Below are 15,762 nucleotides of genomic sequence, written 5' to 3' on the forward strand. Positions count from 1 at the left end.
CTGCCAGTGCAAGGTGGCCTGTTACCATGCGCGGCATCACAATCCTGCCCGGAACCTCCCCATGCCAGCCTCCGCCGCGGCCGTCGCCCCGATTCCGTCGAATGCCGAAAATCGTTACGAAGTGACGCGCAACGACCTCCCGTTGTCCTGCCCGATGCCGGGCATGGCGCTGTGGAATTCGCATCCCAAGGTGTATTTGCCTGTCGTCGACGACGGTGGCGAGTCGGTTTGTCCTTACTGTGGCGCGCGTTACGTCCTGCGCGATTGAGTAAGGCCGTTGTTCAGGCTTGCGGCGGCATTTTTCTTGCTTGGATAGCAAGATGAAGCTCATGCACCAGGATGCAGGCCCGCAGGCAGGAACCATGTCCGGCAGCGTCGGCACTACACCGCGACTGACCGTCGTCCAGCTGATCCCGACGCTGCAGTCGGGTGGCGCGGAGCGTTCCGCGCTGGAAGTCGCCCGCGCGCTGGTGCAGGCGGGGCACCGTTCGGTCGTGGTTTCGGCCGGCGGCCGGCTGGTGGAGCAGTTGGTAGCCGAAGGCAGCGAGCACATCACGCTGGACATCGGCCGCAAGTCGCTGGCCACCCTTTGGCGGATTGGTGCATTGCGCAAGCATCTGCAGGAACTCCAGCCCGACATCGTGCACGCGCGTTCGCGCCTGCCGGCGTGGCTGGGGTGGTGGGCGCTGAAGGGACTCAAGCAGCGGCCGCACTTCGTCACCACCGTGCACGGGCTCAACTCGCCGGGACGCTACAGCGCGATTCTGCTGCGCGGCGAACGCGTGATCGTGGTTTCGCAGACCCTGCGTGACTACGTACTTGGCCATTACGGTTGGCTGGAGCCAGGTCGCGTGCGAGTGATTCCGCGCGGCATCGACCCGGACGCCTTCCCGTATGGCCACCGCCCGGATGAATCGTGGAAGCGCGCGTTCTTCTCCGAACACCCCGGACTGGCTGGTGCGCCGCTGCTCACCCTGCCGGGGCGCGGCACGCGGCTCAAGGGGCATCACGACGCCATCGAACTGCTGGCCGACCTCAAGCGCCGCGGCATCGACGCGCGCCTGCTGCTGCTGGGTGTGATCGAGGCAGGCCGCGAGGCCTATGTGGAGGAATTGCGCGCGCTGATCCGCTCACGCGGCCTGGAATCGCAGGTGGTGTTGACGCCGCCGCGCAACGACGTGCGCGACATCTACGCGATCTCCAGCCTGATCCTGCAGTTGTCGAACAAGCCCGAATCGTTCGGACGCACCGTGATCGAGGCGCTGTCGCTGTGCCGCCCGGTATTGGGTTATGCGCACGGCGGCGTAGGTGAACTGCTGGCCGAGCTGTACCCAGCCGGCCGCGTGCCGCCCGGTGATCGCGAACGGCTGGTGGAGCGCGCCGCCGAATTGCTGCGCGTGGCACCGCCAATCCCGATGCTGCAGTCTTATCGCCTGGCCGACATGCAGCAGGCCACGCTGGCGTTGTACGAAGAAGTGGTCGCCGGCTGACTCGCGCGTCTCACTTACAATGCGGGTTCGTCGTCGCCACGGCACCCGCATGAGTCTCTCGCCCGACTCCCTGAAATCCGCACTGCGTTCGCCGCTGCTGCCATTCTGGCTGGTAGTTGCCTTGTTGCCGTTCGGTCGCAGCAGCGAATTCGGCACCTTTCTCTGCGCGGTGGGCACGGCCGTGATGCTGGTGCGTGCACCGCAGGCCTTGCGCGGGCAGGCCGGTGCTCGGCTGCTGCTGTGGTTGCTGGCGGCCTACATCGGTGCGGGGCTGGTCTCGTCTTTCGGTTCGCTGGCGCCTGGCAAGAGCTGGGGCACGGTGGCCGCCTTGCTGCGCTACCTGCCACTGGGTCTGTTCGCCTGTGGCGTGATCCGCGACGAACGCCGCCTGTACACCTTGTACGTGGCAGTGGCTTGCGTGCTGGCATGGTGGACACTCGATGCCTGGATGCAGGCGCTCACGGGGTGGAGCCTGGGCGGCCACGCCGAAGCCGAACGCATCTCAGGCATCTTCGGCGCACGCAACCTCAAGCTCGGCCCGACCCTGGCAGTGCTGTCGCCGTTCGCGCTATGGGCGGCACGGCGGCGCTGGGGTTTCGCGGGGTTGGCGATTGCCTTTCTCGTGATGCTGGGACCGATCCTGCTGGCCGGTTCGCGCGCGGCATGGCTGTGCTACGGATTGGTGGCGCTGGCCTTTGCCTGGCGCGAGGCGCGTTCGTGGCGGCGCTTCATGCTGTATTGCGCGTTGGGCGTAGTGGCGCTGGCAGCGGTCGGCGGTGTCGCGTGGCGCACCTCGGCACGCTTCGATGCGCGCATGGAGCGCACGCTGGACGCCTTGCACGGCACGCGGCTTGGATTGGACCAGGCGCTCACCGGCCGGCTGGAAATCTGGCGCGACAGCCTCAGGATGATCGCCGCGCATCCGGTCAACGGAGTGGGCGTGCGGGCCTTCCGTTATGCCTATCCGGAGTTCGCGCCGGCGGACGACCACTTCGTGGTGGCGGAGTCTTGCGGCGAAGGCGAAGGCGCCTGCCATGCACACCAGATCGTGCTGGAGATCCTCACCGAAACCGGCGGCATCGGCCTCGCGCTATGGCTGGCTGGCGTGGTCCTGGCGTTGCGCGTTTGGCGACGCGTGGGTGCGGCGGCGCGTGAACGCGCGTTCCCGGTCACCTTGGCGCTGGCCGTGATGCTGTTTCCGTTGAACACCCATCTGGCCTTCTACTCGGCATGGTGGGGCCTGCTGTTCGCCTGGCTGCTGGGGCTGTGGTGTTCAGCATTGTTTGCCGGCATCCCTGCCGGCAAAGCCAAGACCGGCATCCCTGCCGGACTCCTCAAAGAAGCGCTTCCTTCGGAGCATCACGATGCAGCGTGAGCCGCTGTCGGTGGTGGTGATCACCTTGAACAATGCGACCACGCTGGATGCATGCCTGTCCGGCGTGGATTGGGCCGACGAGATCGTGGTGCTGGACTCGGGTTCCACCGACGACACGGTGGCGATCGCGCAACGCCACGGCGCGCGCGTGGCTACGCATCCGTTCGACGAATTCGGCCCGCAGAAGCAGCGCGCCATCGGCATGGCCAGCCACGACTGGATCCTCAACCTCGATGCGGACGAAGTGCTGTCGCCTGCCAGCCGTGCGGTGATCGAGCGTGCGCTGACGCAGCCGAGATACGCGGGCTTCCGCCTGCCGCGCCGCGAACGCATGTTCTGGACAGTGCAGCACCCGTGGAGCTGGCGCAACGCGCATCTGCGCCTGTACGACCGCCGCCGTGGCCGCATGAACGACGTGGAAGTGCATTCGGCGATGGAAGTGGAGGGGCCGGTGAAGACGCTGTGGCGCGCCGACTTCATCAACGACAGCGATCCCGACATTGCTGCCCGCATCGATCGCATCAACCGCTACAGCAGTGCGCTGGTGGCGCACAAGCTGCGCCGCCGCCAGCGTTTCACCGGGCTGCGCATGGTGGTCTATCCACCGGTGTTCTTCCTGCGCCAGTACCTGTTCAAGCGCTACTTCCTCAGCGGCTGGGCGGGCTTCATCGCCAGCGTGGTAGGCGCGAACTACGTGTTCCTGAAATACGCCAAGTTGCACGAGGCGCGCCGGCGGATGCTTCGCGACCAGGGATGATCGCCAGGAACAATGACGGCAAGTTCAGCCGGGTCCCGCAACCAGCTGGCGCACGAACTCCGCAGCGATCACCGGCGTGCTGAAACGCTGCAGTACGAATTCGCGCGATGCGGCGGCCATGGTGCGGCGTTTCACGTCGTTGCACAGCTCGAGGATGCCGTCGCGCCAGGCCGCGGTATCGCCGGGTGGCAGCAGCAGGCCGGTGACGCCGGGTTGCAGGGTCTCCGGGATCCCGCTGGCGTCGCTGCACAGCACCGGCACGTCGCAGGCCTGCGCTTCCACCGAGGTGCGGCCGAAGGCTTCTGGCGCGATCGAGGGAAAAGCCAGCAGCGACAGCGCGTTGTAGTACGGCGCCACGTCGGCAACCCAGCCGAGCTGGTGGTGGCGCTCCGGGAACGGCGAAGCCGCGATGCTGTCGCGCAACCGCTGGGTATCGATGCCGTCGCCCAGCCACAGGCAGTGCAGGCGAGGCTCATGCACCATCGCCGCGTTGGCGGCGTCGAGCAGGGTGAAGATGCCCTTGCCCGCGTGCAGGCGGCCAAAGCAACCCAGTACGACGGCGCTCTCGTCCAGTCCCAGTTTCTTCAGCAGTTCGGCGCGCTGCGCCGCATCCGGCCGGCACTGCTCCATGTCCACCGGGTTGTACAGAACTTGCACGCGCCCGGCTGGCATGCCGTGCTCGACGTAGTCGCGCCGTGCGTATTGCGACACCGCGAAGAACCGTTGCGCGCAGCGGGCCACCAATCGGGCCGAGACCCGGTTCATTGGCTTCAGGCGATGGCGGAACAGCGCCACGGGAATGCCGAGCAGACGGCCGGTCAGGATCAGCGGCCAGTATTCCTTGCCGAAGTCGCCGACCAGCCAGTCTGGCTTCAACTGGCGCGCCGCGGCGATGGTGGCACGGTAGCCGCGCAGGTCGAAGATGTTGCGGAAGCGACCCGGGTGCAGATGCACCGGCGTGCCTGACAGCGCCTGTGCCATCGGCGCGCCTGGATGCACCACCGCCTCGACGGTGTGGCCGGCCTTGGCCAACGCCTGGGTCAGGGTGACGAAGTGGGCCTCGGCACCGCCGTTCTCGCGGCTGGTGCCGGCAAACAGGAACTTCATCCGTGACGGTCCTCGTAGCCGGTGAACGTCCGCCATGCGAACTGCGGCAGGATATGGCTGCGCGCCACCGCCACGCGTGGCAATCGCCACAGGTCGTTGCCTGGCTGCGCGCGACCACGGTGGATCGTGGTCGCGGCTGCATAGCCGGCTGCACGCGTGGCGTCGACCACGCGGTCGTCGTGATCGCCGTAGGGGTAGCAGAATTGCGTCACCGGTGCGCCGATCAGGTCTTCAAGATCGGCCTTGTTGCCGGCGATCTCATCATGCAGTTGTGTATCGTTGCACTGGCTGAGGCGCGGATGCGTACGCGTGTGGGCACCTACTTCCATGCCGCCGGCGTGCCAGGCGCGCAATTGTGCTGCGTCCATCATCGGCTTGCGCACGCCGAGCTTGGCGTCGTCCCAGTCGTTGTAGCGGCCGAGCGCGCCGCTTACGGCGTAGCAGGTTGCGCTGAAGCCATGGCGTTGCAGTACTGGCAGCGCGTTTTCCAGATTGTCGGCATAACCGTCGTCCAGCGTGATCACCGCGACGCGGCCCTGCCGCTCGCCGCGCAGGTACGGCATCGCCGCGCCCATCGAGAGCCCCGCGTAGCCGAATCGCTCCAGCAATGCCATCTGGCGCGCGAACGAGCGCGGGTGCACGTACAGGCTGCGCCAGCGCCGCAACTCGCGCGGTGGTGCGGCGATGTTGTGGTACATCAGGATGGGGATGGGCATGGCAGTCATGGTGCGTGCGTCGCCTTTGCGCGAGCTTTCAGTACACCGGCGGCATGCCGGGCGGGCGGGTCTTGAAGCGCTTGTGCACCCACAGGTATTGCTCGGGAGCCTCGCGCACCATCTGCTCGATGCAGGCGTTGACGCGGGCGGTGTCGACTTCAGCATCCGTGCCGGGAAAGTCGTCCAGCGGCGCGGCGAGGCGCAGCACGTAGCCGCTGCCGTCGGGCAGCCGCCGATGGAAGAACGGGATCACGGCGGCGCCCGACAGGCGAGCAAGATGATGCGTGGCGGTGATGGTGGCCGCAGGCACGCCGAAGAACGGCACGAACGCGTTGTCCTTGCTGCGCATGTCCTGGTCGGGCGCGTACCACAACGTGCCGCCGTTGCGCAGGTATTTCACGGTGCCGCGGATGTCGTCCTTGTCGAACATCGCGTCGGCATAGCCGAGGCGCGCGCGCAAAACCACCCATTCGAACACCGCCGAGTCCATCTTGCGGTACATGCCGGAGATGCGGGTGCGCTGCGAGACCAGCCGCGCGCACAATTCGAGATGCGAGAAGTGCCCGCCCACCAGCAGCACGCCGCGCCCTTGGGCGCGGGCGGCTTCGAGGTGCTCGATGCCTTCTATCGTCACCGGTATGCGTTCGATGGCGCGATCCGAACCCAGCCATCCCGACGCGAATTCCATCAGCATCAGGCCGAGGTCGCGCAGGTGGGCATCGACCAGCGTGGCCTGCGCCACGGCATCGAGTTCGGGGAAGCACAGTGCGATGTTGGTCGTCGCCACCGGTCGGCGCGCGTTGGGCACGATCTCGATCAGCTTGCCCAGGGCGCGCCCCAGCGCCATCCGCGCGCGATAGGGCAGCAACGCCACCAGTTTGATGACGCCAATGCCCAGCCAAGCCGGCCAATGGCGTGGTGCGAGCAGGGAACGGTGGAAGTCGGGGCGTGGGGTGCCGGGCATCCGCGGCATTGTAATGGACTGCTCCCTGCGCCCCGTATACTCGGCCACCATCTTTGGAGCCGGCCTTGCGCTTTCTCTACACCCTTGCGATGTACCTGGTGACGCCGCTGATCGTGCTGCGGCTTGCGTTGCGCGGCTTCCGCTCGCGGCCGTACTACTGGCGCTGGGCGGAGCGTTTCGGCTTCTTCAAGGCCCCGCTGAACCTGCGCGACAGCCTGTGGGTGCATGCGGTGTCGGTGGGCGAAGTGAACGCGGCCGAGCCGCTGATCAAGGCATTGAAGCGCGACTATCCCGATGCGCCGCTGGTGGTGACCACGGTGACGCCTACCGGTACTGCGCGCGTGCGGCAGTTGTTCGGCGGCAGCGTGTTCCACGTCTACCTGCCTTACGACTTGCCGTATGCGGTGAATCGTTTCCTCGCCGGCGTGCGACCGCGGTTGGCGCTGATCGTGGAAACCGAGATATGGCCGAACCTGTACTTTGCCTGCCGCCGCCGCGGCATCCCGCTGATGATCGTCAATGCGCGACTGTCGGAGCGCTCGCTGCGCGGCTATCGGCCGCGGCCGCTGCGGGGCATGGTGCGCGCGGCGCTGGGTTGCGTGGACATGGTCGCCGCGCAATCGCGCACCGACGCGGCGCGTTACCGCCTGATCGGCGCGCCGGCCGACCGCGTCATGGTTTGCGGCAACCTGAAGTACGACATGCCGGTGCCGCAGGATGCACCGGTGGCCGGCGCGCGCCTGCGTGAACACTGGGGCGCAAGTCGGCCGGTCTGGATCGCCGCCAGCACGCATGAGGGCGAGGAGCAGGCGGTGCTGGAAGCGCACCTTGCGGTGCTCAAGGGCCTGCCCGATGCGTTGCTGCTGATTGCGCCGCGCCATCCAGAGCGCTTTCGCCCGCTGGAGAACGCTGTGCGCAGCCTCGGGTTCGCCGCCGGCAGTTACAGCGTCGATGGCATGCCGGCGCCTTCGCACCAGGTATTCGTGATCGATGCGATGGGGCAGCTGATGCCGTTCTATGCGGCTGCGGGCCTGGCCTTCGTGGGCGGCAGCCTGGTGCCGATCGGTGGCCATAACGTGCTGGAGCCGGCGTCGTTGGGCACGCCGGTACTGGTGGGACCGCAGACCTTCAATTTCGAGGAAATAACCGTAAGCCTGATCGAAGAAGGCGGCGCGCTGCGCGTGCCGGATCGCGAGTCATTGGGCGAAGCGGTGCAACGCCTGTTGCTCGACGACGAGCGCCGTCACGGCATGGGCCGTGCGGCCAGGGAGGTGTTCGAGCGCGAGCATGGCGCCGTGGGCCGCCTGATGGAACTGATAGCTGCAAAGCTGCAGAACTGAGCCCCAAGAAAAAGGCCGGCAGCGCCGGCCTTTTCGTAGCGGTCTGCAGACGGGTTACTGCAACAGCGAATTGGTGTTCTGCAGATCGTCGAGGCTGGCGGTGCCGGCGCTCTGCTTCAGCAGCAGGCGATCCAGCACCAGCTGGTGGCGCGACTGCGAGTAGGTGCTTTCCGCCTGCGTCAGGGTCTGGATCGCCAGCAGCACGTTGACCATGGTCTGCGTGCCTACGTTGAAGCCTGCACGGGTAGCGTCCAACGCTTTCTGCGCGGAATCGACCGCCGCCTTGCCCGACTGCACCTGGCTGACGCCAGCCAGCACCGAGCGGTAGTAGTTCAGCGTGCTTGCCTTCACCTGGCGGCGTTCGATCTCCATCGAATCCTGCGCGGCGTCGCGGTTGTAGACGGACTGGCGCACCTGCGACTGGGTGAGTCCGCCGGAGAAGATCGGCACGTTGAGAGTGAGGCCGATCGTGGTCTGCGACGGGGTATTGGAGTGGATCGCCGCGTCCTCGTACCAGCTTGCACTCTTGCCGTAGCTGACGCTGGCCGTGATCGTTGGCAGGTGGCCCGCGCGTGCCGAGGTGACGTTCGCGTCGGCGGCCCGCACGTTCTGCTGCTGCGCCAGCAGGCTCGGGTTGTTGATCAACGCCTGCTTCACCCAGGCATCGGGGTCGGCCGGGTCGGGTGCGTTCATCGGCAGGTCGTCGCGCAGCTTCTTCAGGTTGCCGGTGGGCTGGCCAGTGATCTGGCTGAGCGCCTCGCGGTCGTTGTCCAACGTGTTCTGCGCGGCGATGGTCGTCGCCTTGGCGCCTTCGTAGTAGCTCTTGGCCTGGTATTCGTCGGTGATCGCCGACAAGCCTGCCTTGTAGCGCGCGACGGCCTGGTCGTACTGCTGCTTGTACGCGTCCTCGTTGGCCTTGGCGAAGGTGAGCTGGTCTTCGTCGGTAAGTACGGTGAAATAGGCCGTGGCGACACGCACGTAGAGGTTCTGCAGCGCGGCTTCGTAGGTCTCGTCCTGCGCGTTCGCCGAGGCGTGCGCTGCCTTCAGGTTGGCGTATTTGCTGAAGTCGAACACGGTCTGGCTGAGGTCGAGGCCCAGGCTGCGCGTGCGGCTGTGGCCGAACGCGCTGGTGCTGATGAACTGGTTCGGATTGTTCGGATCCTGCACTTCGCCGCCGCTGCCGCCGGTGGTCTGGTTCAACGAGAGCGAACCGCTGATCTGAGGCAGCAGCAGCGCGCGTGCCTGATCCACGCCTTCGCCGGTGGCGAGGCGGGTGGCGTCGGCCTGGGCCAGCGTCGGGTCGTTGGCGCGTGCCTGGCGATAGGCGTCGAGCAGGTCTTCGCCATGGCTGGGCAGCGAGACGGTGGCCAAGGCCAGAGCCAGGGTGAGCAGCTTCAAACGCATGATTGCCTCGTGGGGATCAGAGGAGAAGTTGGGCTTCAGAGCACGAAACGCGGCGCAGGCGCGGCGTTGACGAGGTAGGGCAGGTCGGTCTCGAGCAGGCTTCCCTCGCCTTCGCGGGTGATCAGCACGACTTGCTGCACGGGCGACTCGCCGCGGATCGCCAGCAGACGGCCGCCGGGCTTCAGCCAGCCCATCCAGCGCGACGGCACTTCGGCGACGGCACCAGTGGCGACCACCACGTCGAACTGGCCTTCCGGCTGCCAACCGTTCACGGCTTCGCCGGTATGCAGCTTGGCGTTCGTCACGCCGGTAGCCTGCAGGCGCTGGCTGGCCGTGGCGGTGAAGTCGGCGTGGATGTCCACGCTGACGACTTCGGCGGCGAGGTTGGCGAGGCAGGCGGTGAGGAAGCCCGAGCCGGTGCCGATCTCCAGCACGCGGTCGGCTTCCTGCAGATCCAGCGCCTGCAGCACGCGGCCTTCCAGCACCGGCTTCATCATCGTCTCGCCATGGCCCAGCGGCAGGCACAGGTCGGCGAAGGCGAGCTGGCGGTGCTCGGTGGCGACGAATTCCTCGCGCCGCACGCGGCCGAGCGTGTCGAGTACGCGACCGTTCAGCACCTCCCAGGGACGTACCTGGTTCTCCACCATGTTCGTCCGTGCCTGCTCGAAGTTCATCGCCATGTCTGCCGGGTTCCGTAGGAGTCGAAAAAAGACCTGAAAGGATAAGGGCTTGGCCTCGCCTCGACAACGGCTAGACTGCGGCCCGCACGTCGCATCACGAAGTGCCGGAAGTCACCGCGATGTGCTGACGCAAGTCATGCCTTGGGCAGTGTCCGCGGACACTTTGGCTGCCGTATGGCTGGAAATAAGTGAACCAAGGCGTATAATAAAGTCCTCGCATGACTTTGGGAAGGCGTTGGACATGAGCAGCATTTCGCCGGTCAGATCACAGGGGCCAGGGCGCCCGAAGGATCTGGAAAAGCGTGCGTCGATCCTCGCGGCGGCGAAGGCGCTGTTCATCCGCAACGCCTTCGCCGGCACCAGCATGGACGCGATCGCGGCCGAGGCAGGTGTCTCCAAGCTCACCGTCTATAGCCATTTCGGCGACAAGGACAATCTGTTCCGCGAGGTGATCCGCGCGCGTGTCGAGGACCTGCTGCCGGAAAACACCTATGACTACGACTCGCACGCCAGCGTGGAGCAAAACCTGCTGCGCGTGGCGCTGATCCATGCGCGGCTCGATTGCGACGTCGAGGCAGTGGGTACCTTCCGCGCCATCCTTGGCGATTGTCGGCAGGGCAACCCGCGTTTCGGCCGCTTGTTGTGGGAGGAGGGCCCGCTGCGCACGCAGGGCCTGATGGAACGCCTTTTGCAGCAGATCGTTGATGCCGGCCATCTCGCCATCGACGATGTGTCGCGTGCTAGCGTGCAGTTTCTCGCCCTCATCAAGGGCGACCTGTTCATGCGCCGCATGTTCGGTTGCGTGGATTGCAGCGAGAGCTACGCCGCCGAAATCGAAGCGACCGCACGCGCTGGCGTGGTCACCTTTCTGCGCGCCTACGCGACGCGCTGAACCAAGCGTCGAGTGCGCCGCACTCGCGGCATGTCCCGCTTCGTGCTTGAATAGCCGCTTGAGAAGCGGGGGTGCCGGCGCAACGGTCGGCTGAGAGAGTCCCTTCGAACCTGATCCGGTTAGCACCGGTGGAGGGAGCTTCGACGCACGATACAGCGTTTCGTCGTGCGCTTGGCGCCGCCGCTTTGATTACTTCATGCGAGTGCATTCGCAAGGGCCCGTGCATTCTGCACGGTCGTATGCGAATCCCTCGCGTAGAACCGCACATCCTCGTGCGGATTTTCAAAGAAGCCTGTCCAAGCCGGAGCCAACCCGATGAATGCCTTGCCGTCCGACCTCGCGCGCGCCGCGCAGGAACTCTCCGCTGCCGTGACGCGACCGATCCCCGGGTCGCGCAAGATCCACGCGCAAGGCAGTCGTGCCGACCTGCGCGTGCCGCTGCGCGAGATCGCGCAGGCGGACACGCCGGCGATGTTCGGTGTGGAGAAGAATCCGGCCATTACCGTCTACGACACGTCCGGTCCGTACACCGATCCGGATTACGCGGTGGATCTGGCCGCCGGCCTGCCGGCGCTGCGCACGGCGTGGATCGCCGAACGCGGTGACACCGAGGCATTGGACGGTCGCAGTTCCGAGTTCGGCCGTCGCCACGCGAATGCGCCGGAGCTGGCCGCGATCCGCTTCCCGCAGCTGCCAACGCCGCGCCGCGCGAAGTCGGGCGCCAACGTCACCCAGATGCATTACGCGCGCCAGGGCATCGTGACGCCGGAAATGGAATACATCGCGATCCGCGAGAACCAGCGCATCGACGCGCTGGGCGACAGCGCGTTGCGCGTGCAGCATCCGGGGCAGTCCTTCGGCGCGGCGATCCCGCGCATCATCACGCCCGAATTCGTGCGCGACGAAGTGGCGCGCGGCCGCGCCATCATCCCTGCCAACATCAACCACCCGGAAAGCGAGCCGATGATCATCGGCCGCAACTTCCTCACCAAGATCAACGCGAACATCGGCAATTCCGCCGTGACCTCGTCGATTGCGGAAGAAGTCGAGAAGATGGTGTGGTCGATCCGCTGGGGCGGCGACACAGTGATGGATCTCTCCACCGGCAAACACATCCACGAGACGCGCGAATGGATCCTGCGCAACTCGCCGGTGCCGATCGGCACCGTGCCGATCTACCAGGCGCTGGAGAAGGTCGGCGGCGTGGCCGAGGAGCTGACCTGGGAGCTGTTCCGCGACACCCTGGTCGAGCAGGCCGAGCAGGGGGTGGACTATTTCACCATCCACGCCGGCGTGCTGCTGCGCTTCGTGCCGCTCACCGCCAAGCGCGTCACCGGCATCGTCTCGCGTGGCGGCTCGATCATGGCGAAGTGGTGCCTCGCGCATCACAAGGAAAACTTCCTCTACACGCACTTCGAAGACATCTGCGAGATCATGAAGGCGTACGACGTGTCCTTCAGCCTCGGCGACGGCCTGCGTCCCGGCTGCGTGGCCGACGCCAACGACGCGGCGCAGTTCGGGGAGCTGGACACGCTGGGCGAGCTGACCCAGATTGCCTGGAAGCACGACGTGCAGACCATGATCGAAGGCCCCGGCCACGTGCCGATGCAGCTGATCAAGGAAAACATGGATCGCCAGCTTGAGAAGTGCGGCGAGGCGCCGTTCTACACGCTGGGGCCGCTCACCACCGACATCGCGCCCGGCTACGACCACATCACCAGCGCGATCGGCGCGGCGATGATCGGCTGGTTCGGCACCGCCATGCTCTGCTACGTCACGCCGAAGGAGCACCTGGGCCTGCCGAACAAGCAGGACGTGCGGGACGGCATCATCGCCTACAAGATCGCCGCGCACGCGGCCGACCTGGCGAAGGGCCATCCCGGCGCGCAGGTGCGCGACAACGCGCTGTCGAAGGCGCGCTTCGAGTTCCGCTGGGAAGACCAGTTCAACCTCGGCCTCGATCCGGAAAAGGCCAAGGAGTTCCACGACGAGACCCTGCCCAAGGATGCGCACAAGAGCGCGCACTTCTGCTCGATGTGCGGCCCCAAGTTCTGCTCGATGAAGATCACCCAGGACGTCCGCGACTACGCGGCAGAACACGGTACCGGCGAAACCGAGGCATTGTCCGAGGGCATGGCCGAGAAGGCTGCCGAGTTTCGCGCGCAGGGTGCAGAGGTCTATCGCAAAGCCTGAGGCATTCCATTGCAGTGATATCGAAAAGTCAGGTGAATCCTTCACCTGGCTTTTTCATGCGCCTTCCTAGGCTAGTCGACCACGTCCGTTGCAAACAGTCTCAGGAGCCAGTCATGCCCAAAGCCAAGCCCTTCGTCAGCGACATCGAGGCCATCCGCAAGCGCGCGCGCCAGGACATCGACAGGGGGGCGATGACGAAGGGCTACAGGGCTGATCGTGACGCCGTGGTGAAGCTGCTCAACCACGCGCTGGCCACCGAGATCGTCTGCGTGTTGCGCTACAAGTACCACTATTACATGGCTTCGGGCATCCACTCACAGTCAATCAAGCAGGAGTTCCTGCAGCATGCGAACGAGGAGCAGGGTCACGCCGACCTGATCGCCGAGCGCATTACCCAGCTCGACGGCAAGCCGAATTTCTCGCCTGAGGGCTTGGCTACTCGCAGCCATGCCGACTATGTGGAAGGCGAGGACATCGTGGACATGATCAAGGAGGATCTCGTGGCCGAGCGCATCGCCATCGACAGCTACCGCGAGATGATCGACTACGTGGGCAAAGACGACTCCACCACCCGACGTGTGCTGGAAGGCATTCTGGCGATGGAGGAGGAGCACGCCGAGGACATGAATACCCTGCTGGAGCAACTGGGCAAGAAAGGCGAGCCTGCCAAGGCAGCCCCCATGCATGGCGGCCACGCAGAGGGGAGGAAGCACGCGCGCAAGCGCGGCTGAGCCCGTACCGGCCGCCTGCGCATCACCAACCCGACAGCACCAGTTTGCCGATGCCGGTGCCCGACTCCAATCGGCGATGTGCCTCGCGCAGGTTCGTCGCATTGATCGGCGCAAGCGTCTCACGCCGAATGCCTTTCAGCTCGCCGGTATCGATCAGTTGCGCCACGCGGGCGAGGATGCGGCCCTGCTCGACCATGTCCGGCGTGCGGAAACGCGGCCTAGCGAACATGAATTCCCAGTGGATGCCGATGCATTTGGCCTTGTAGGGGTCGCCAATCCTGAGTGCGCCCTTCGGCTCTACGATCAGGCCCACGTGGCCTTGCGGTGCCAGCAGCTCGCCCAGCGTGTCCCAGTAGCGATCGGTGTCGGCGAGGTTGAGCGTGGCATCGACCTGCGCGAAGCCCTTCGCGGCAAGTTGTGTGCCCAGCGGTTCGCGGTGGTTGATCACGTGTTGTGCGCCCATCGCGCGACACCAGTCCGCGCTTTCGGGGCGCGAAGCAGTAGCGATCACGGTGAAGCCCGCGCGTCGCGCGAGCTGGACCGCGATCGAGCCCACGCCGCCCGCACCGGCGATCACCAAGAGTGATTTGCCTTCGCCACCATGCTCGCTGTCGAACGGCATGCGCTGGAACAGCAGTTCCCACGCGGTGATCGCCACCAACGGCAACGCGGCAGCATCGACGAAATCCAGCGTGCGCGGCATCGTCGCGGCGAGCCGAGCGTCGACCAACTGGAACTCGGCGTTGCTGCCCGCACGCGTGACATCGCCGGCGTAATAGACGCGATCGCCGGGTTTGAAACCCTGCACCTCGGCACCCACGGCCTCGACCACGCCTGCCGCGTCGTAGCCCAGCACCTTCGGCTGCGCTTCCACTTGTGGCTTGGGTGAGCGCACCTTGGTGTCGACCGGGTTGACCGATACGGCTTCCACGCGCACGAGCAGGTCGGATGCTCCCGGCACGGGTTTAGGCAATTCCACGTCCACCAGCGAGGCGGGATCGTCGATGGGCAGGTAGCGGGTGAGTGCGACGGCTTTCATGCTTTCGACTCCGAGGGGATGGGGAGGGTGGCCACCATTGGCGGATTGCGTTCGGTGAACATGCCGTTCCAATAAGGGTAGTGCGGATAGGGTGGCACCACCGCGCTGGCGGCATCGAGCGCGACGACCTGCGCGGGCGTGAGGTTCCAGCCGGTGGCGCCGAGGTTGTCGATCAGCTGGGCTTCGTTGCGCGCGCCGATCAGCACGCTGGATACGGTGGGCCGCTGCAGCAGCCAGTTGATCGCCACTTGCGGCACGCTCTTGCCGGTTTCCGCAGCGACGCCTTCCAGCGCGTCGACCACGCGATACAGCCGTTCCTCGTCCACCGGTGGCGCGAAGCCGGCGGTATCGTGCAAGCGGCTGCCTGCAGGCAACGGCTGGCCGCGGCGGATCTTGCCGGTGAGCCGGCCCCAGCCGAGCGGGCTCCACACGATGGCGCCGAGGCCCTGGTCCTGGCTGGCCGGCATCAGGTCCCATTCGTAGTCGCGGCCGATCAGCGAGTAGTAGCTCTGGTTCGCCACGAAGCGCGCGCTGCCGTGGCGCTCGGCGGCGGCCTGCGATTTCGCGATCTCCCAGCCGGCGTAGTTCGACACGCCGAGATAACGCAGCTTGCCCGCGCGCACCAGGTCGTCCAGCGTGGACATCACTTCGTCCACTGGCGTCATCGCGTCGAAGTGATGCAGTTGCAGCAAGTCGATCCAGTCCGTGCCCAGGCGCTTCAGCGCGCGGTCCACGCCGGCGATCAGGTGATGGCGCGAAGCGCCCACGTCGTTCGGACCGTCGCCGCTGCGCAAGGTGAGCTTGGTGGAAAGGATGGCACGCTCACGCCGGCCCTTCAGTGCGGCACCGAGGATTTCTTCCGAGGCGCCGTCCGAATAGACGTCCGCGCTGTCGAACAGGTTGGCTCCGGCGTCGAGGCAGATGTCGACCAGCCGCTTCGCTTCGGCAACGTCGGTGCTGCCCCAGGCACTGAACAACGGACCCTTGCCGCCGAAGGTGCCGGTACCGAAGCCGAGTGCGGGCACCTTGAAACCCGAGCGGCCGAGAAAGCGGTATTCCATGACGAAACTCCGA

General features: G+C 66.0%; 15 protein-coding genes and 1 riboswitch. Of the genes, 8 read left to right on the forward strand and 7 right to left on the reverse strand.

What is annotated here, in order from left to right:
* Positions 1–61: 61 nt before the first annotated feature.
* From IHE49_RS11925 to IHE49_RS11940, 4 genes are all read left to right on the forward strand, one after another.
* Positions 62–268, forward strand: coding sequence for a zinc-finger domain-containing protein (locus IHE49_RS11925; protein WP_192158110.1), 207 nt, complete (start codon positions 62–64; stop codon positions 266–268).
* Between the two features lie 94 nt (positions 269–362).
* Complete coding sequence (locus IHE49_RS11930) at positions 363–1,490, forward strand: glycosyltransferase (RefSeq protein ID WP_192158229.1); 1,128 nt, start codon at positions 363–365, stop codon at positions 1,488–1,490.
* A gap of 49 nt (positions 1,491–1,539) precedes the next feature.
* Entirely contained in the window at positions 1,540–2,865 is a 1,326-nt protein-coding gene (locus IHE49_RS11935) for an O-antigen ligase family protein (RefSeq protein WP_192158112.1), read from the forward strand.
* Positions 2,855–3,622, forward strand: coding sequence for a glycosyltransferase family 2 protein (locus tag IHE49_RS11940; protein WP_192158114.1), 768 nt, complete (start codon positions 2,855–2,857; stop codon positions 3,620–3,622). Before IHE49_RS11935 ends, IHE49_RS11940 begins: the two co-directional genes overlap by 11 nt.
* A 24-nt stretch (positions 3,623–3,646) precedes the next feature.
* Here IHE49_RS11940 and IHE49_RS11945 read toward each other — a convergent pair whose 3' ends face one another.
* The 3 genes from IHE49_RS11945 to lpxL are packed head-to-tail and all read right to left on the reverse strand — an operon-like array spanning position 3,647 to position 6,418.
* Positions 3,647–4,729, reverse strand: coding sequence for a glycosyltransferase family 4 protein (locus tag IHE49_RS11945; protein ID WP_192158116.1), 1,083 nt, complete (start codon positions 4,727–4,729; stop codon positions 3,647–3,649).
* Positions 4,726–5,445, reverse strand: a complete 720-nt coding sequence (locus tag IHE49_RS11950) for a polysaccharide deacetylase family protein (RefSeq protein WP_192158231.1) — start codon at positions 5,443–5,445, stop codon at positions 4,726–4,728. Before IHE49_RS11950 ends, IHE49_RS11945 begins: the two co-directional genes overlap by 4 nt.
* A 37-nt stretch (positions 5,446–5,482) precedes the next feature.
* Positions 5,483–6,418, reverse strand: coding sequence for an LpxL/LpxP family Kdo(2)-lipid IV(A) lauroyl/palmitoleoyl acyltransferase (lpxL, locus tag IHE49_RS11955; protein ID WP_192158118.1), 936 nt, complete (start codon positions 6,416–6,418; stop codon positions 5,483–5,485).
* A 56-nt stretch (positions 6,419–6,474) separates the two neighbouring features.
* Here lpxL and waaA point away from each other — a divergent pair, with 56 nt between their 5' ends.
* Positions 6,475–7,749 (forward strand): lipid IV(A) 3-deoxy-D-manno-octulosonic acid transferase, encoded by a 1,275-nt coding sequence (gene waaA / locus IHE49_RS11960; RefSeq protein WP_192158120.1) that lies wholly within the window; start codon positions 6,475–6,477, stop codon positions 7,747–7,749.
* Positions 7,750–7,803: 54 nt separating this feature from the next.
* Here the strand turns inward: waaA and IHE49_RS11965 are convergent, their stop codons facing one another.
* Entirely contained in the window at positions 7,804–9,153 is a 1,350-nt protein-coding gene (locus IHE49_RS11965; RefSeq protein WP_192158122.1) for a TolC family outer membrane protein, read from the reverse strand.
* Between the two features lie 35 nt (positions 9,154–9,188).
* A complete protein-coding gene (locus IHE49_RS11970; RefSeq protein ID WP_192158124.1) occupies positions 9,189–9,833 on the reverse strand; it encodes a protein-L-isoaspartate O-methyltransferase in 645 nt (214 codons plus the stop codon).
* Between the two features lie 241 nt (positions 9,834–10,074).
* On the opposite strand from IHE49_RS11970, the gene IHE49_RS11975 reads away from it, so the two are divergent.
* The 3 genes from IHE49_RS11975 (at position 10,075) to IHE49_RS11985 (ending at position 13,649) form a co-directional block, all read left to right on the forward strand.
* Positions 10,075–10,725: a TetR/AcrR family transcriptional regulator gene (locus IHE49_RS11975; RefSeq protein WP_192158127.1), complete on the forward strand. Its 651-nt coding sequence runs from the start codon at positions 10,075–10,077 to the stop codon at positions 10,723–10,725.
* A 57-nt stretch (positions 10,726–10,782) separates the two neighbouring features.
* Positions 10,783–10,879: riboswitch (TPP riboswitch) on the forward strand.
* Between the two features lie 161 nt (positions 10,880–11,040).
* Positions 11,041–12,918 carry a phosphomethylpyrimidine synthase ThiC gene (thiC, locus tag IHE49_RS11980; RefSeq protein WP_192158129.1) on the forward strand — a complete coding sequence of 626 codons (1,878 nt, stop codon included), beginning with the start codon at positions 11,041–11,043 and terminating at the stop codon, positions 12,916–12,918.
* A gap of 113 nt (positions 12,919–13,031) precedes the next feature.
* The gene (locus IHE49_RS11985) at positions 13,032–13,649 is read left to right on the forward strand and encodes a DUF892 family protein (protein WP_192158131.1); all 618 of its coding nucleotides are present in this window, start codon (positions 13,032–13,034) and stop codon (positions 13,647–13,649) included.
* A gap of 22 nt (positions 13,650–13,671) precedes the next feature.
* Here the strand turns inward: IHE49_RS11985 and IHE49_RS11990 are convergent, their stop codons facing one another.
* Positions 13,672–14,688 (reverse strand): zinc-binding alcohol dehydrogenase family protein, encoded by a 1,017-nt coding sequence (locus IHE49_RS11990; protein ID WP_192158133.1) that lies wholly within the window; start codon positions 14,686–14,688, stop codon positions 13,672–13,674.
* Positions 14,685–15,749, reverse strand: a complete 1,065-nt coding sequence (locus tag IHE49_RS11995; RefSeq protein WP_192158135.1) for an aldo/keto reductase — start codon at positions 15,747–15,749, stop codon at positions 14,685–14,687. The genes IHE49_RS11990 and IHE49_RS11995 overlap by 4 nt, the downstream gene beginning before the upstream one ends.
* Positions 15,750–15,762 lie beyond the last annotated feature (13 nt).

This window comes from Rhodanobacter sp. 7MK24, assembly GCF_014842995.1.
Taxonomy (GTDB): Bacteria; Pseudomonadota; Gammaproteobacteria; order Xanthomonadales; family Rhodanobacteraceae; genus Rhodanobacter_A.

Excerpts from the sequence above, each read along its gene's own strand:
- IHE49_RS11990 (WP_192158133.1), bottom strand. The coding sequence starts at position 14,688 with ATGAAAGCCGTCGCACTCACCCGCTACCTGCCCATCGACGATCCCGCC.
- IHE49_RS11935 (WP_192158112.1), top strand. The coding sequence starts at position 1,540 with ATGAGTCTCTCGCCCGACTCCCTGAAATCCGCACTGCGTTCGCCGCTG.
- IHE49_RS11970 (WP_192158124.1), bottom strand. The coding sequence starts at position 9,833 with ATGGCGATGAACTTCGAGCAGGCACGGACGAACATGGTGGAGAACCAG.
- IHE49_RS11985 (WP_192158131.1), top strand. The coding sequence starts at position 13,032 with ATGCCCAAAGCCAAGCCCTTCGTCAGCGACATCGAGGCCATCCGCAAG.
- IHE49_RS11930 (WP_192158229.1), top strand. The coding sequence starts at position 363 with ATGTCCGGCAGCGTCGGCACTACACCGCGACTGACCGTCGTCCAGCTG.
- IHE49_RS11940 (WP_192158114.1), top strand. The coding sequence starts at position 2,855 with ATGCAGCGTGAGCCGCTGTCGGTGGTGGTGATCACCTTGAACAATGCG.
- IHE49_RS11965 (WP_192158122.1), bottom strand. The coding sequence starts at position 9,153 with ATGCGTTTGAAGCTGCTCACCCTGGCTCTGGCCTTGGCCACCGTCTCG.
- IHE49_RS11950 (WP_192158231.1), bottom strand. The coding sequence starts at position 5,445 with ATGCCCATCCCCATCCTGATGTACCACAACATCGCCGCACCACCGCGC.
- IHE49_RS11975 (WP_192158127.1), top strand. The coding sequence starts at position 10,075 with ATGAGCAGCATTTCGCCGGTCAGATCACAGGGGCCAGGGCGCCCGAAG.
- thiC (WP_192158129.1), top strand. The coding sequence starts at position 11,041 with ATGAATGCCTTGCCGTCCGACCTCGCGCGCGCCGCGCAGGAACTCTCC.
- IHE49_RS11945 (WP_192158116.1), bottom strand. The coding sequence starts at position 4,729 with ATGAAGTTCCTGTTTGCCGGCACCAGCCGCGAGAACGGCGGTGCCGAG.
- IHE49_RS11995 (WP_192158135.1), bottom strand. The coding sequence starts at position 15,749 with ATGGAATACCGCTTTCTCGGCCGCTCGGGTTTCAAGGTGCCCGCACTC.
- lpxL (WP_192158118.1), bottom strand. The coding sequence starts at position 6,418 with ATGCCGCGGATGCCCGGCACCCCACGCCCCGACTTCCACCGTTCCCTG.
- IHE49_RS11925 (WP_192158110.1), top strand. The coding sequence starts at position 62 with ATGCCAGCCTCCGCCGCGGCCGTCGCCCCGATTCCGTCGAATGCCGAA.